The sequence below is a fragment of the Mesorhizobium sp. BR1-1-6 genome, assembly GCF_020165355.1.
GTDB lineage: Bacteria > Pseudomonadota > Alphaproteobacteria > Rhizobiales > Rhizobiaceae > Mesorhizobium.
In genome coordinates, this window is record NZ_JAIUHZ010000008.1 from 23,461 (window position 1) to 37,918 (window position 14,458).

The 14,458-nt window shown below is 64.6% G+C and carries 14 protein-coding genes; 9 read left to right on the forward strand and 5 right to left on the reverse strand.

Going from position 1 to position 14,458, the window contains the following annotated elements; translation table 11 throughout:
* Positions 1–55 precede the first annotated feature (55 nt).
* Entirely contained in the window at positions 56–1,102 is a 1,047-nt protein-coding gene (locus LB545_RS17130; RefSeq protein WP_224705520.1) for an ABC transporter substrate-binding protein, read from the reverse strand.
* Positions 1,103–1,137: 35 nt separating this feature from the next.
* Positions 1,138–1,938: an inositol monophosphatase family protein gene (locus LB545_RS17135; protein WP_224705586.1), complete on the reverse strand. Its 801-nt coding sequence runs from the start codon at positions 1,936–1,938 to the stop codon at positions 1,138–1,140.
* Between the two features lie 236 nt (positions 1,939–2,174).
* Between LB545_RS17135 and LB545_RS17140 the strand changes: the two genes are divergently transcribed.
* Complete coding sequence (locus LB545_RS17140) at positions 2,175–3,200, forward strand: substrate-binding domain-containing protein (protein ID WP_140560388.1); 1,026 nt, start codon at positions 2,175–2,177, stop codon at positions 3,198–3,200.
* Positions 3,201–3,242: 42 nt separating this feature from the next.
* Here the strand turns inward: LB545_RS17140 and LB545_RS17145 are convergent, their stop codons facing one another.
* Together LB545_RS17145 and LB545_RS17150 are read right to left on the reverse strand one after the other, a co-directional pair.
* The gene (locus tag LB545_RS17145) at positions 3,243–4,574 is read right to left on the reverse strand and encodes an aspartate aminotransferase family protein (RefSeq protein WP_224705521.1); all 1,332 of its coding nucleotides are present in this window, start codon (positions 4,572–4,574) and stop codon (positions 3,243–3,245) included.
* Positions 4,571–5,455 carry a MurR/RpiR family transcriptional regulator gene (locus tag LB545_RS17150; RefSeq protein ID WP_140566417.1) on the reverse strand — a complete coding sequence of 295 codons (885 nt, stop codon included), beginning with the start codon at positions 5,453–5,455 and terminating at the stop codon, positions 4,571–4,573. Before LB545_RS17150 ends, LB545_RS17145 begins: the two co-directional genes overlap by 4 nt.
* 107 nt (positions 5,456–5,562) lie before the next feature.
* Here LB545_RS17150 and LB545_RS17155 point away from each other — a divergent pair, with 107 nt between their 5' ends.
* From LB545_RS17155 to LB545_RS17175, 5 genes are all read left to right on the forward strand, one after another.
* Complete coding sequence (locus tag LB545_RS17155) at positions 5,563–6,792, forward strand: ABC transporter substrate-binding protein (RefSeq protein WP_140524814.1); 1,230 nt, start codon at positions 5,563–5,565, stop codon at positions 6,790–6,792.
* Positions 6,793–6,869: 77 nt separating this feature from the next.
* The gene (locus LB545_RS17160; RefSeq protein WP_140524813.1) at positions 6,870–7,769 is read left to right on the forward strand and encodes a branched-chain amino acid ABC transporter permease; all 900 of its coding nucleotides are present in this window, start codon (positions 6,870–6,872) and stop codon (positions 7,767–7,769) included.
* Positions 7,770–7,779: 10 nt separating this feature from the next.
* Entirely contained in the window at positions 7,780–8,760 is a 981-nt protein-coding gene (locus tag LB545_RS17165) for a branched-chain amino acid ABC transporter permease (RefSeq protein ID WP_224705523.1), read from the forward strand.
* The gene (locus LB545_RS17170) at positions 8,750–9,505 is read left to right on the forward strand and encodes an ABC transporter ATP-binding protein (RefSeq protein WP_140515007.1); all 756 of its coding nucleotides are present in this window, start codon (positions 8,750–8,752) and stop codon (positions 9,503–9,505) included. Before LB545_RS17165 ends, LB545_RS17170 begins: the two co-directional genes overlap by 11 nt.
* Positions 9,505–10,263, forward strand: a complete 759-nt coding sequence (locus tag LB545_RS17175; protein ID WP_140498392.1) for an ABC transporter ATP-binding protein — start codon at positions 9,505–9,507, stop codon at positions 10,261–10,263. Before LB545_RS17170 ends, LB545_RS17175 begins: the two co-directional genes overlap by 1 nt.
* Before the next feature lie 9 nt (positions 10,264–10,272).
* Here the strand turns inward: LB545_RS17175 and LB545_RS17180 are convergent, their stop codons facing one another.
* On the reverse strand, positions 10,273–11,688 hold the full coding sequence (locus LB545_RS17180) for an amidase (RefSeq protein WP_140524811.1): 1,416 nt from the start codon (positions 11,686–11,688) through the stop codon (positions 10,273–10,275).
* Positions 11,689–11,762: 74 nt separating this feature from the next.
* On the opposite strand from LB545_RS17180, the gene LB545_RS17185 reads away from it, so the two are divergent.
* The 3 genes from LB545_RS17185 to LB545_RS17195 all read left to right on the forward strand — a co-directional run bounded on the left by LB545_RS17185 (position 11,763) and on the right by LB545_RS17195 (position 14,457).
* On the forward strand, positions 11,763–12,602 hold the full coding sequence (locus LB545_RS17185) for a 3-keto-5-aminohexanoate cleavage protein (RefSeq protein ID WP_411971086.1): 840 nt from the start codon (positions 11,763–11,765) through the stop codon (positions 12,600–12,602).
* Between the two features lie 213 nt (positions 12,603–12,815).
* Complete coding sequence (locus LB545_RS17190; RefSeq protein WP_140524809.1) at positions 12,816–13,436, forward strand: (2Fe-2S)-binding protein; 621 nt, start codon at positions 12,816–12,818, stop codon at positions 13,434–13,436.
* Between the two features lies 1 nt (position 13,437).
* On the forward strand, positions 13,438–14,457 hold the full coding sequence (locus LB545_RS17195) for an FAD binding domain-containing protein (protein WP_140524808.1): 1,020 nt from the start codon (positions 13,438–13,440) through the stop codon (positions 14,455–14,457).
* The last annotated feature ends 1 nt before the right edge of the window (position 14,458 follow it).

Genomic DNA, 14,458 nt, shown 5'->3' on the forward strand with positions numbered 1-14,458 from the left:
CGGGGTTGCGCCGGCTGCCCCGCAGGCAGCCGGCGGATCGGCCGTACGGACCAGATCAGCCGCCGTTGCGGATCTCATCGGTGAACTTCTTCAACAGCCGCTTGCGCTCCGCTGACGATCCGTATTTGGCGAAGTCGTAGTCGATCAGCTTGATCTTGCTGAGGTCCGGCGCCTCGGGCGGCACCGGGGTGCCGGTGTTCGACGGGATCTGGTAGCTGCCGTTCGGAGCCGCCAGTTTCTGCGCGTCTGGCGTCAGCGCCCAGTCGTAGAATTTCCGCGCCTCGTCGATGTGCTTGGCCCCGGCAACAATGCTCATCGACCCGATCTCGAAACCGGTGCCTTCACAGGGCGAGACCACCTTGACGGCCGGGTTCTGCTTGGCGGCGTTGATGACGTCGTGCTGGAAGGAAATGCCGACCAGCGTCTCGCCCTTGCCCACGGCGAGCGCGGGTGCGGCGCCCGCCTTGGTGTATTCGGCGATGTTCTTGTTGAGCTGCTTGAGATAGTCGAAAGCCTTGTCCTCGCCCATCAGTTGCACGATTGTCGCCAGCATCGTCCAGGCGGTACCCGAGGAATTGGGGTCGGCCATCTCGATCTCGCCCTGGAAATCGGGCTTGACCAGATCCGCCCAGCAGGCCGGCGCCGTCAGGCCGCGCTGTTTCAGGTCTTCCTCGTTGTAGCCGTAGCCAAGCGCGCCGAGATAGATGCCGACGGTGCGGTTCTTGGCGCGTTCAGCCTGCCTCAAAGCCCAGTCGCGCAGGTTCGCCAGCTGCGGCGACTTGTATTCCTGGGTGAGACCTTCTTCCGCCGCCTGAAGATGCGGGTCGCCGGTGCCGCCCCACCAGATGTCGGCTTGCGGATTGTCCTTCTCGGCCCGCAGGCGCGCATAGATCTCGCCGGCGCTCAGGCGGGTCATGTCGACGCTGACGCCGGTTTCCTTCTGGTAGGTCGTGGCCATGGCCCGGCACCAGGCTTCGTCGACGCCGCAATACATCACGAGGTTGCGATCCGCCGCATGGGCGCCGCCGGCCAGACCGAAAATGGCCAGCACCGCAAGGCCAAGCCACGTCCTGCCTTGTCTGCGATCAAATGGACCTTTCATCGATAATTCCTCCCTTTCATGCTCTCTGGAATTGGTTATTCGTCGTCGAGCGGCACTCCGATCACCTGGGACAATCTCGCCGCCACACCCGGCGCCGCAGCAAGCACCGGATTGCCCTTCGCCATGCCGTCGCCGTCGAGAAAGCGGTTGACGCGCCCGCCGGCTTCCTCGACCAGCAGCAATCCGGCCAGGCAGTCCCATGCATTGATATGAAGCTCGGCATAGGCATCCGAGCGGCCGTCGGCCACATAGGCAAGGCCGAGCGCCCCCGAACCGGAGCGGCGCACATTGGCGCCCAGCGACCAGACCAGGGCCACCTTGTCCAGATAGTCGCGGTTGGGAATCCGCGGCGACCAGCCGAACTCCACGGAGGCGCGGTCGAAGGCCTGGGTGCGCGAAACATGGATCGCCGCGCCGTTGCGCGTCGCACCGTGCCCGCGGCGGGCAAAATAGACCTCCCCGATGGCCGGATTGGCGATGCCGCCGATCTCGCTGCGGCCGTCCTGGACGAAGGCGATCGAAACGCAGAAATGCGGAATGCCGCGCATGAAATTCGCCGTACCGTCGATCGGGTCGACGACCCACATGCGATCAGAGCCGCCGCTGCCACCGGTTTCCTCGCCCAAAAACCCGTCCTCGGGAAAGGCCGCGGCCAACGTCGTGCGGATGTGATGCTCGACCTTCCCGTCGGTCTCGGTCAGGAAATCCTGCGGGCCCTTCATCTCCACAGGCTGCGCGGCGTCGATTTGGCTGTAGCCCTGCATCGCCATGTTTCCCGATGACAAGAGCAGTTGCCGGCAAACATCGGCGCGCCCGTCGAGTTCGGCTTCGGACATCCGGCTCGGTTTCGGCCGCACCGCCACGCTGTTCATGCTGTCCGTCCAGGCGATGGCAGCTTCGATGCGGTCCGCGAAGAAATGGACAAGGTAGCCTCCGGCGCCGGCTTCATGCACGGCTGTGCAAAGCTGTTTCATTTACGCATGTGTGTCAAGGCCGGCGGTGACACCTGTGACTGGCTTGCGCTATGCTGCACGTGCGTGCAACGAATCGGCGAACGCCAGTGGGAGTGTGCATGACGACGCCAAGAGGCCGTATTGGCTTTTCCAGTGCCCAGCAGGTCGCGGAGCTTGCCGGCGTTTCGCGCTCGGCCGTGTCGCGCACCTTTACGCCCGGCGCCAGCGTTTCGGAAGAAACCCGGGAGCGGGTGCTGCTGGCGGCCGAGCAGCTCGGCTATCACGTCAACCATCTGGCGCGCGGCCTGATGCGGGCATCGACGGGCATCGTCTGCCTTGTCGTCGCCGATGGCGACACGCCCTATCAGGCTCGTATCCTGCGGGCGCTGACACAGCATTTGAGGGATGCCGGCAAAGTGGCCATGGTATTCAACACGTCGGGCCCCAGCCACCATGTCGACCAGGCGCTGCGCAACACGCTGAACTACCGTGCCGATGCGACGATCGTGCTGTCCGGCACGCCGCCGCAGGAGCTGATCCGAACCTGCCTCGAGAACGGGCAGCGCCTGATCCTGATCAATCGCGACGACCGGTTCGACGGACCGCATAACATCGGCGTGGACAACGCCGCCGCCGCCGAGGCGGCACTTCACGCCTTTCTTCGTGCCGGTTGCACCAGGCCTGCCCTGGTGACGTCGGCAGCCGGCACGCCCAGTCTGGTGGCGCGCGAGACGGCGTTTCTTGCCGCGGCGCGCAAGGAACGGCTGGAGGTGATCCAGTGGCGCGAGGGCCGCACGGGTTATGCGACTGGGGCAGAAGGCGCAAGGCGCCTGCTGTCGGGCCGGCAGCGACCGGATGCGGCGTTCTGCGTGACCGACCTGATCGCCTGCGGTTTTCTGGACGCGGCGCGCCACGAGTTCGGCGTCGACGTCCCGCGCGATCTCTGCGTCGCCGGCTTCGACGACATCGAGCAGGCTGACTGGGCTTCCTACCGGCTGACGACCTTTGCGCCGCCGATTGAGGAGATTGCCACGCACGCCGTGCGACTGGCCGCCGGTTCGCGCGAGGAAGCAGGCGCCGGCAGTCGCCTGACCTGCCACGCGCCGATGGTCTGGCGCGGCACTGTGAGGCCAGGTCGGGGCTGATGCCGATCGGACTATAGTCCCGGTCGGTGAGCGTCTCGTGTGCTAGATCGCAATGCTGCCGATCGCGGCATCGACGGCGTCGCCCAAACGGTCGACGATGATGTCGACCGTGCCGTCGTCGACGATGAATGGCGGTGCAAGCAGGACGTGATCGCCAGTCCGCCCATCGACGGTGCCGCCCATCGGATAAACCATCAACCCCCGTTGCATCGCTTCAGATTTTATCCGGGCATGGACCTTCAGGCGTGGATCGAACGGGGCCTTGGCCGAGCGATCCGCGACGAGCTCGATGCCCTGGAAAAGGCCGCGCCCGCGAATGTCCCCGACATGGTGATGGTTGCCGAAGCGCTCACGCAGCCGCCGTTCGAGCGTGGTGCCTCGCGCCGCGACATTGGCAAGCAGACCATCACGCTCGATGACCCGCTGGACGGCGAGGCCGGCCGCACAGGCGAGCGGATGGCCGATATAGGTGTGACCGTGCTGGAAGTCGCTGCCTTGCGAAAAGGCATCGAATATCCGCTCGGACGCCAGCACCGCGCCGAGCGGGGCGTAGCCGCCGCCGAGTCCTTTGGCGACCACCATGATGTCGGGAGCGACGCCCTCCTGCTCGCAGGCATGCAGTGTTCCGGTGCGACCCATGCCGCACATGACTTCGTCGAGGATGAGCAGCACGCCGTGGCGATCGCAAATCTCGCGGATGCGCCTGAAATAACCGGGTGCGGGTGGCACGGCGCCGAGAGTCGCTCCAACCACGGTCTCTGCGACAAAAGCAATGACCGTTTCCGGCCCGAGTTCCTGCAGCTTCGTCTCAAGCGCATCGGCGGCGCGCAGCCCGTAGGCCTCGCTGCCTTCATCCGGCCGCTGATGCCGATAGGCATAGCATGGTTCGATATGATGGTTTTCGATCAGCATGGGCTCGAACGGCGCCTTGCGCCAGGCGTTGCCTCCCACCGAAAGCGCGCCCAGCGTATTGCCATGATAGCTCTGCTGACGGGCCACGAAGCGGCGGCGCTGCGGCTCGCCGCGCTCGACGAAATATTGCCGCGCCATCTTCAGGGCGGTCTCGATGCCTTCCGATCCGCCGGAGACGAAATAGACGTGATGAAGATCGCCCGGCGCGTGAGCGGCAAGTTCGTCCGCCAGTTCCTCCGCCGGCCGGGTGGTGAAGAAGCTGCTATGCGCATAGGCGATCCGGTCGAGTTCGGCATGCATCGCGGCAAGAACAGCCGGATGCTGATGGCCAAGACATGAGACGGCCGCACCGCCGGAGGCGTCGATATAGCGGCGTCCCTTGCTGTCGATGACGGTGACGCCATCGCCGCCGACGGCAACGGGATAGTCGTGGTGGATCTGGCGATGGAGGATATGCGTCATGACCGTTGCCTGGTTTCGTAGATATGGGTGGAAAGGGTGTCGAACTGACGTTCGACGTCGCGCATGGCGGCCAGCGCGCGATCGCCGGCGGCGGCCGCCAGGATCGCGGCCAGCGTTTCGGCGATGGCAAAGGCCGGCGCCATGGTGTGGAAAAAGGACGGGCTCTCGGTTGGCACGATGATGACGGCGCCCGCCCGGTTGACGAGCGGCGAGACCACGCTGTCGGTAATCGCCACGATTTCGAGCGCGCGGCTGCGTGCATAATCGACGAGTTCGACGGCGGCGCGCGTATAGGGCTTGACGCTGATCGCCAAAAGCACGTCGCCCGCTCCCGATTCCCACAAAGGATCAGGTCCGGTTCCGCCGACGCCGTCAAGCAGACGCACCGCGCCGCCGGCGAGGCCATAGACGTAGGCGAAATGGCAGGCGACGGGGTAGCTCGACCGATAGCCCAGCGCATAGATGCGCTTGGCGCCTGCCAGCACCGAGGCTGCCCGGGTCACCGCCTCCAGCGTCGCCGGATCGCAAAGCTTCGCCATATGGCGCTCGAGCGTTTCGGCCAGCTCGAAGGCCAGCGCGCCGTCTCCTCCGCGCTTGCGCCGCGCCATCAATGCTTCGGCCTTGCCCAAGAACTCCTTCTCGCCGCGGCGAAGTTGCTCGGCGTAGAGGTCGCGCAGGCTATCGTAGCCGTCGAAGCCCATGCGCTGGGCAAGCCGCGTCATCGATGCCGGGGTCACCCCGGCGCGCTGCGCCTGGACGCGCATCGACAGGAGGGCAACGTCACGCGGATTGTCGAGCACCCATTGCGCCGCCGCGCGAAGCTGGCGCGGCATCGTCTCGAAACTCTCGAGCAGGCGCGAGCGGAAGGCGGGTTCCAACATGGCGCGAATTTACGCCGGCCGTTGACGAGCTGCAATGAATATTTCAATCTGCCAGAAATGAGCGTAGTGTTTCATTCAATCAGAAAACAAGAACAGGGGAAATTCGCATGAAACAGACCATATCCAGTCATTTGGGAGCGCTGGCGGCACTCGCGCTGGCTTCCTTGCCGTTCGCAGCCGCACCGGCTCTGGCCGAGGATCCAATCGCGCTAGGCTGGGTGGGGCCGCTGTCGCCGCCCGGCAACTATTCCGGCGGCCAGGAGATGCAATGGGCGGTGCAGCTCGGAGTTGACGAGGTCAACAAGGCCGGCGGCGTGCTCGGCCGTCAGCTGAAGGTGAGCTACGAGGACACCAAAGGGCAGCCGGCCGACGGCAGCGCGGCGGCGGTTCGGCTCATCACCAAGGACAACGTCGCCGCAATCTTCGGCGAATTCCATTCCTCGGTCGCCCTCGCCGAAATCGAGGAGGCGCACAAATACGGCGTCGCCTGGGTCGGTACAGACGTATGGGCGGATGCCATCACGGCCAAGCAGTATCCGGAAGTCTATCGTCTCGCTCCGGCCAACTCGCTCGTTTACGTTAAGGCAGCCGACTGGACGGTCGAGCAAGGTTTCAAGAACATCGCCATCATCGCCGAAAACACGGACTTCGGCCAGGGCGGGGCCAAGGTCATCGCCGATGAGCTGAAGGCCAAGAACGTCCCCTATACGCTGGCAACGATCGACCTGAACCAGCAGGATTTCACGCCCGCGCTGCTGCGCCTGATGAACCAGAGCCCGAAGCCTGATGCGATCCAGATGGTGATCGCCGGACAGGCGCAGTATCAGTTGGTCAAGCAGGCCTGCCAGCTCGGCCTCGCACCGACTGCCGAAACGGCCCTCATCGGCTCCTCGGGTCTGCTGCAGAAGGAAGTGTGGGAAGTCGACGGCGAATGCGCCAACAATCTTCTCATCGTCAACGTCGCGCAGCCCAAGTCGCAATGGAACGACAAGGCCAAAGCATTCGTGAAGGCGTTCACCGAACGCTACAATAGGGCACCGACCGGCGTGGCCATGGAGGCCTATGACACGTTCGGTGTCGTCGTCGAAGCGATCAAGAAGGCAGGCTCGGCTGACCGCGCGGCGATCGTGAAGGCACTGGAAGAGATCAAATATGAAGGGGTGAACGCCACCTACACCTTCCCGACCACCAAATCTCCCGACTGGGCTTTCCATCAGTTCGTCGACGTGCCGTTCACGATCATCCAATACACGGCCGTGAACCAGGCGCCGGAGGATGCTGCGATCGTCTATCCGAAGAAGTGGGCCACCACCGACAAGGTCATGCCCGGCAAATGAACGGCACGCCGGCGGCTCCATGGCCGCCGGCGGCCGCTTCGCTGGACAGGCGGCCGACAACAAGGTGATGTGAACCCATGAGCTATTTCCTCCTCCTGGCCGTCAACGGCCTGGTCATCGGCCTCATTTTCGCGCTGACGGCGGCGGGGCTCACTTTGGTCTTCTCGGTGTTGAAGGTCGTCAATTTCGGCCATGGATCGCTCTATATGCTGGGCGGCTATGCGTCCTACTACATCATCGCCTGGTTCCATGCGCCGCCGCTTGTCGGTGTCGCCGGCGCGATGGTGGCCCTGTTCATCTTCGGCGTGCTCTTCGAGAGGCTCGTCATAGCGCCGATGTATACCGACAAGGTCGAGCGCAAGGACGAATACGCCATTATCGTCACCTTCGGCCTCACCATTCTGATCACCAATCTCGGCCTTGTCGTCTTCGGCCCCTTCGCCAAGGCGCCGCCGTCCTTCATGACGGGAGCGCTGATCCTCGGTCCGTTGATCCTGCCTTACGACCGGCTGATCGCTGCGGTCGCTGCCGTCGTCCTGCTTGTCGGTCTGACGCTTTTCCTGAAGCGCACCTCGCTTGGCCAGGCACTCGATGCGGTGAGCCAGAGCCGCGAGTCCGCCGCGGTCATCGGTATCGATCCACGCCGCATGTACACCATCGCCTTCGGCATCGGCTCGGCGCTTGCCGGCGGGGCAGGGGCGTTGATCGCGCCGATCTTCGCCCTGTCGCCGTCGATGGGTGAGTTGCCGGCCGTGCAGGCCTTCATCATCATCGTGCTCGGCGGCATGGGTTCCGTCGGCGGAAGCATTACCGGCGGCATCCTGCTCGGCCTGGTGCAAGGGCTGGGTGTCGGCTATCTGCCGGACCCCAATCGCGCGCTTGCCTATACGCAGGCGTTCGGAGCGCTGCTGCTCGTCATTGCATTGCTCTTCAGGCCGACCGGCCTGTTCGGCCGCTCGCATCTGCGGCTGGAATAGGATCACGGCAATGGTCCGTCCAACATTCTCGCAATCGGCCCAGGCGATTCTGCTCGTGGTGGCGTTGCTGGTGCCGCTCGGCGTCGGACCATACTGGACCCACGTCGGCGCCATCGCCTGGTACTATGCGCTGCTTGCCGCGAGCTGGGCGCTGCTTGCCGGTTTCGCCGGTCAGTTCTCCTTCGCCCATGTGGCTTTTGCCGCGCTGGGCGGATATGCCTCGGCCTTGTTCGTTGGCCAGATCGGCATGCCGCTGCCGCTTGCCATTCTTGCCGCCATCGCTCTTGCCGTCGTGGCCGGCGCCCTGATCGGCGCGCTCGTCCTGAGGCTTTCCGGGCCTTATCTGGCCCTCTTCACGCTTGCCATTTCGGAAATCTTCCGCCTCGTTCTGGTCGCGGAGGAGGACATCACACGCGGCATGCTGGGCTTGCCGGTGCCCGGCCTCTTTTCCGGTCGATCGGACCTGCCTTATTACTATCTCGGCCTTGCGCTCGTCGTCCTGGCGGTATTGGGAATGAATGCCTTGTTGTCGACCCGCGTCGGTCTTTTTCTACGTGCCATCCGGGAAGACGAGGGCGCCGCGCGCGCCAGCGGGGTGGATACCACGCGCTACAAGATCCTCGTCTTCGTGGTAACCAGCGTGATCGCGGCGATAGCCGGCATTTATTACGGCCATTTCATCGGCATCCTGACGCCCAACATGGCTATCCTGCCGGAGATGGGTCTGGTTATCGCGATGGCGGTGATCGGCGGCATCGAAAGCCTGCCCGGCGCCGTGGTCGGCGCAGTCGTCGTCTTCCTGCTTTCCGAGACGCTGCGGTCCTACGGCGAATGGCGTTTCGTGCTGATGGGTCTGGCGCTTATCCTGGTGCAACGCTTCGCGCAGAACGGCCTGTATCCGATGGTCGAAAACTGGGCGCGCTTCCGCGCGCGGCCACGGGAACAAGCGCCTGTTCCAACTGCTACCACCGAGGAACCCCATGCCGGTTGAGAAGGACACCGCTTTTTTCTCGGTCAGTGGTCTTGCCAAGCATTTCGGCGGCATCCATGCCGTCGAAGGCTTATCCTTTGCCTTGGCCCGCGGCGAAATTGTCGGGTTGATCGGTCCCAACGGCTCGGGAAAGACAACCACCATCAACATGGTGACGGGCGCGCTCAAACCCGACGGCGGTGCCATCCTCGTCGAGGGCACCGACATGGCGCGCTCGCCGGCCAATCTTTTCGCGCGCCGCGGTGTTGCCCGTACTTTTCAGGTTCCCCGCCTGTTCCGCCGCATGACCGTCCTGGAAAACCTGATCGTGCCGGCGCTTTCCGACCCGGCGGAACGGCGCGCCGCGGCAGAGGAGCGCGCCCGTGGGGTTCTTGCTTTCCTGAGGCTCGACCATCTCGCCGACAGTTATGCAAGAGCGCTTTCCGGCGGCCAGCAGAAGCTGCTGGAACTCGGCCGGGCGCTGATGCTCAAACCGAGATTGCTGCTTCTGGACGAGCCCTTCGCCGGCGTCCACCCGCGCCTGCTGGAGGAGATCATCGAGCACATAAGGAGCCTCAATCGCGACGGTCACACCATCGTCGTTGTCGATCACAACCTCGAGGCTATCCAGTCGGTCGTAACGCGCGTCATGGTGATGGCGCGAGGGCGCAAGATCGCCGACGGCGCGGTCGCCGAGGTGCTGCGCAATCCCGAGGTGGTGCACGCCTATACGGGATCCCGCGCAACGCATCGGGAAGCACGATAATGGAAACCGCTTCCCTGCCATCGACCCCGCCGCTGATCGCCTGCGAGAACCTTGTCGCCGGCTATACGCGCGACATCGACATATTGCGCGACGTTTCGGTCAGGGCCTGGCCTGGCAGCATTTCCTGTGTGGTCGGGCCGAACGGCACCGGCAAGTCGACGCTTCTCAAGGCGTTGTTCGGCTTTCTGAAACCGAGTGCCGGCCGGGTGCTTCTGCGAGACGTGGACATCACCGGAAACCCGCCCTTCCGGATGCTGGGCCTTGGCCTGGCCTACCTGCCGCAGCGGCCGAGCCTCTTTCCTCATCTCTCGGTCGAATCGAACCTGAAACTCGGTCTCTGGCATGCCAGGCCGAAGAAGACGGTGCTGACCGAGAAACTGGAACATGTCTATGAGCGGTTTCCCGTCGTTCGCGAGAAACGCGCGCAGCCTGCCGGCCAGCTCTCGGGAGGCCAGCAGCGGCAGGTCGAGATCGCACGCAGCCTGATGGCCGATCCGTCGGTCTACCTGATCGACGAACCGACCGCCGGCGTCGATCCGCAGACCAGCGAGACGATCTACGACATCGTCCGCGATCTTGCCCGCGAACTCGGCAAGGCCGTGCTGCTGGTCGACCAGGATATTCGCGCCGCGCTTGCCATCACCGACTACGTCTATGTGGTCAAGAACGGCACGGTTTTTTCCGAAGGCGCGCGCGCGGATTTCGGTGCCGACACCGACGCTCTTGTCGCACGTTGGCTGTATGCGAGCGGTGAATGAACGGGCAGCTTACGGAGTGGCGTAGCCCGGCGGCTGTTCGAACAGGCCGTCGCGCCGAATCTCTAGCGCCCGCCCGATCCTCAGCGCCAGCGGATCCTGGAAGCGGCGAACCGCGATCTGCAATCCTGCGGGCAGACCATTGACGAGACCGATGGGGACGCTGAGCGCTGCCATGTCGAGGAGGTTCACCATGCGGGTAAACGTCCCAAGCGGCGTCGTTGTCTCATCGATGTCGGCCAATGGCGGCGCGGTAATCGGCGCCGTTGGCGTCAGGAACGCATCGGCGCCTTCGAGATCGCGATGAAACTCGATCTGCGCGGCTCGGCGCCTTGCAATCAACTCGTGATAAGCGGCGAGGCCGATTTCCCTGCCCTTGAGAACCCGCATGCGGATCGCCGTGCCGACGCCGCTGTCCGCGGGTTCCACGTAACGGCCGAGATGATGCCAGGCTTCGACGGCCATGATGTCGCCGGCCAGGGCCTTGTAGGTGTCGTAAGATTGCGGCATCGGCATCCGATCGACATTGGCACCGAGCGCCTCCAGTTCAGCGACGGTGGAGTCGAAGCGGTCCAGGATGCCGGGGTCTACGCCGGCAAGGTCCACGGCCGAGGGGATGCGCAGGCGAAGGCCCGATATGCTCCGCTCGAGCCCGTCGAGCGGCGAGGTCGGCGCCACGCCAAAGGTGGCCGGATCGCCGGGATCGGGACCCTCGAGCGCGGCCAGCAGAAGGGCTGCATCCTCCACCGACCGGGTCATGGGACCGATGCTGTCGAAGGACATGGCAAGCGGCAGCAAGCCGCCGCGCCCGATAAGGCCGAAGGACGTCTTCAGGCCCACGATTCCGCACATGGCGGACGGATTGCGGATGGAGCCCGTAGTGTCGGTGCCGAGCGCGACCGGCACCAGTCCGGCGGCGACGGCCACGCCCGAACCGCTCGACGATCCGCCCGGCGCGCGCGGGATGGCGCTGTCACGCGGGTTCAGGGGCGTGCCGGCGACCGGGTTGGTCCCCCAACTGCCAAAAGCAAATTCCACGGTGTGCACCTTGCCCAGCAGGATCATCCCGGCCGCGACAAGGCGTTCGATTGCCGTTGCCGTGGCGGTTGCGAGTTCGCCCGCAAGCGCTTTCGAGCCTGCCAGGGTCGGATAGCCTTCGACGTCAAGCAGGTCCTTGGCCGCGAAAGGGATACCGTCCAGCGGCCCTTTCGAGACGCCGCGACTGCGACGCTCGTCGGCTTCGCCGGCGGCCTGCAGCGCAGCCTCAGGAAACAGCCGGACGAACGCATGCAGCGAATTGTCATGAACGTCGACACGATCCAGCGCGCGCCGGACGATCTCGGTCGAGGATGTGTTGCCATCGGCGAGCGCGCGGCTGAGTTCGGCGGCGGTGGCGAAGGCGGAAATCCCTTGGGCGGTGGCGTTCATGCTGTCCTACCTGTGCGAGTCGGTGAAATGAAGCATGGAAAACCACGTTGCGGGAGAGCCAATTGGGCCCGGAGATGAAATTGAAGCCGTTGCTGATCATGGTTGCGCCGAACGGAGCGCGCAGAACGAAGGCCGATCATCCGGCTCTGCCGATGACCGCCGACGAACTTGCCGAAACGGCGAGGCAGTGTCTCGCTGCCGGCGCCGCCGCCATCCATGCGCATGTCCGCGATGCTTCAGGCCGGCACACGCTTGACGCCGCGCTTTACCGGGATGCCATCGCGGCGATCCGGGAGCGGACGCAGGGCGTCATGGCGATCCAGATCACGACCGAAGCGGTCGGGCTCTATTCGCCACGCGAACAGATGGATCTTGTTCGGACGCTTCATCCGGTTTCCGTCTCGATAGGCTTGCGTGAGATAATCAGCGATGGCGAGGCGGAGCCGGCCCGCTTCTTCGCGTGGGCCGGTCGGGAAGGCATCGCGGTCCAGCACATTCTCTATGATCGGGCCGATCTCGACCGTTTCATCGATCTGCGGCGGCGAGGCATTCTGGCGCAGCCCACAAGCCCCCGGCTGCTGTTCGTCCTTGGACGCTATGCCGCCGATCAGGAAAGCCGGCCCGAAGACCTCGATGTCTTCCTTGAAGGGCTCGATGCGCATGATCTTGAAGGCGCCGTATGGTCGGTCTGCGCCTTCGGACGGGGCGAGACCTTGGCGCTGACGGCGGCGATCGCTGCGGGAGGGCACGTGCGGGTCGGCTTCGAGAACTCTCTCTGGCACGCCGATGGCAGCCTCGCCCGCGACAATGCCGAACGGGTCGCGGCAATCGTCGAAGCCGCTGGCCGCACGGGGCGCCCGATTGCTTCTGCCGCGCAGGCGCTTGATATTCTCGGAATTGCCCGCCAGCAGTGAGGGCCCGCGCGCCTTGTTAGGGGATCGGCCGCGCGCCTGCAAATTCGCCAGGGTAGGACGGGCACGGTCTCGAACGGACCCGTCATATCCTTGCATCCAAATCGGGCGGCTTGCCTTGCGAGCCGTCTTCCTTGTGCGTTTTATCGCGGATGGCCCGGAACAATGGCCCCGATGAGGGGTTTGGTCGCGACATAGCGAGCGACGGAGCCAGCGATGTCCGAGCATGTTCCCCCAAACTCCTCCAGTCTCAGCAGACGAAGCTTTATGACCGCGACCGTCTCCGCGGCTGCGGTGACTCCGCTTCTGGCCTCGACAGCCAGGTCCGAGGAGCCTCCGGCTGCTGCCGCCAAGCCAACCGAGCCTGTCATGACAACACTGACCATCAACAAGCAGCCATACAATCTGGCGCTCGACAGCCGAACCAGCCTGCTCGACGCCTTGCGCGACCATGTCGGCCTGACGGGCACGAAGAAAGGTTGCGATCATGGCCAATGCGGTGCCTGTACGGTGCTGGTCGATGGCCATCGCGTGCTCTCCTGCCTCAGCTTCGCGGTGATGAACGAGGGCAAGGCGGTAACCACCGTCGAAGGGTTGGCGTCGACGGATGGCGGCCTGCATCCGATGCAGCAGGCCTTCATCGATCACGATGCGTTCCAGTGCGGCTATTGCACGCCCGGCCAGATCATGTCCGCGATCGGCTGCGTCCACGAAGGACATGCCGGTTCAGAGGACGACATTCGCGAATATATGAGCGGCAACCTTTGCCGATGCGCGGCATACCCGAACATCGTCGCGGCAATCGTCCAGGCCCGCGACCAGATCAGGAGGGCCTGAGATGCATCCTTTCGTCTATGAGAGGCCCGCCAGCCTCTCCGCGGCGGTCGCCGTCGCCTCGCGCTCGGCCACCAGGCATCCGCCGACGCAAGCCCCCGCGCAGTTCATTGCCGGTGGCACCAATCTCGCCGACTATATGAAACTCGGCGTCGCCCGGCCGGAACGCTTGCTCGATTTGAACGGTCTCTCCGAACCGGCATTGCGGCGGATCGAGACCGGTGGTGAGGGTCTGCGCCTTGGCGCTCTTGTGCGGATGGGCGACGCGGCCGAGAATGCCGAGATCAAGCGTCGGTATCCGGTGATCGCGGAGAGCCTGCAACTGGCGGCAAGCGGCCAGCTGCGCAACATGGCAAGCCTTGCCGGCAACATCCTGCAGCGGACCCGCTGCGAATATTTCCGCGAAACCTCATGGCCGTGCAACAAGCGCGAGCCAGGCTCGGGCTGCGCCGCGATGGAGGGGTTCAACCGCCAGCATGCCGTGCTGGGGACCAGTGAGAACTGCATCGCGACCTATCACGGTGACTTTGCCCAGGCCCTGATCGCGCTTGACGCCACGGTTCATGTCCAAGGCCACAACGGGCGGCGAAAGATTCCGTTTGCCAGCCTGCATCGCCTGCCCGAGGACAGCCCTCACATCGAGACCGACCTGGCACCCGACGAGATCGTCACCGCCATAGAGGTGCCCGCCGGCGCATGGACCAGGCGTTCGCGCTATCTCAAGATCCGCGATCGGCAATCCTATGCGTTTGCCCTTGCATCGGCCGCGGTCGCCCTCGACCTCGACGGCGAGACCGTGAACGAGGCGCGCATCGCGCTTGGCGGCGTGGCGACCGTACCCTGGCGGGCAAGAGCGGCGGAGGAGATCCTGCGCGGCAAGGTGCTCGACGAGGCAGCGGCGGCCGAGGCCGCCGAAGCCGCGTTCGCCGAGGCCCAGCCGCGTCGGCACAACGCATTCAAGATAGAACTCGGCAAGCGAACCTTGATCAGGGGGCTGCTCGAAACCCGTGACATGAAGGTGTGAT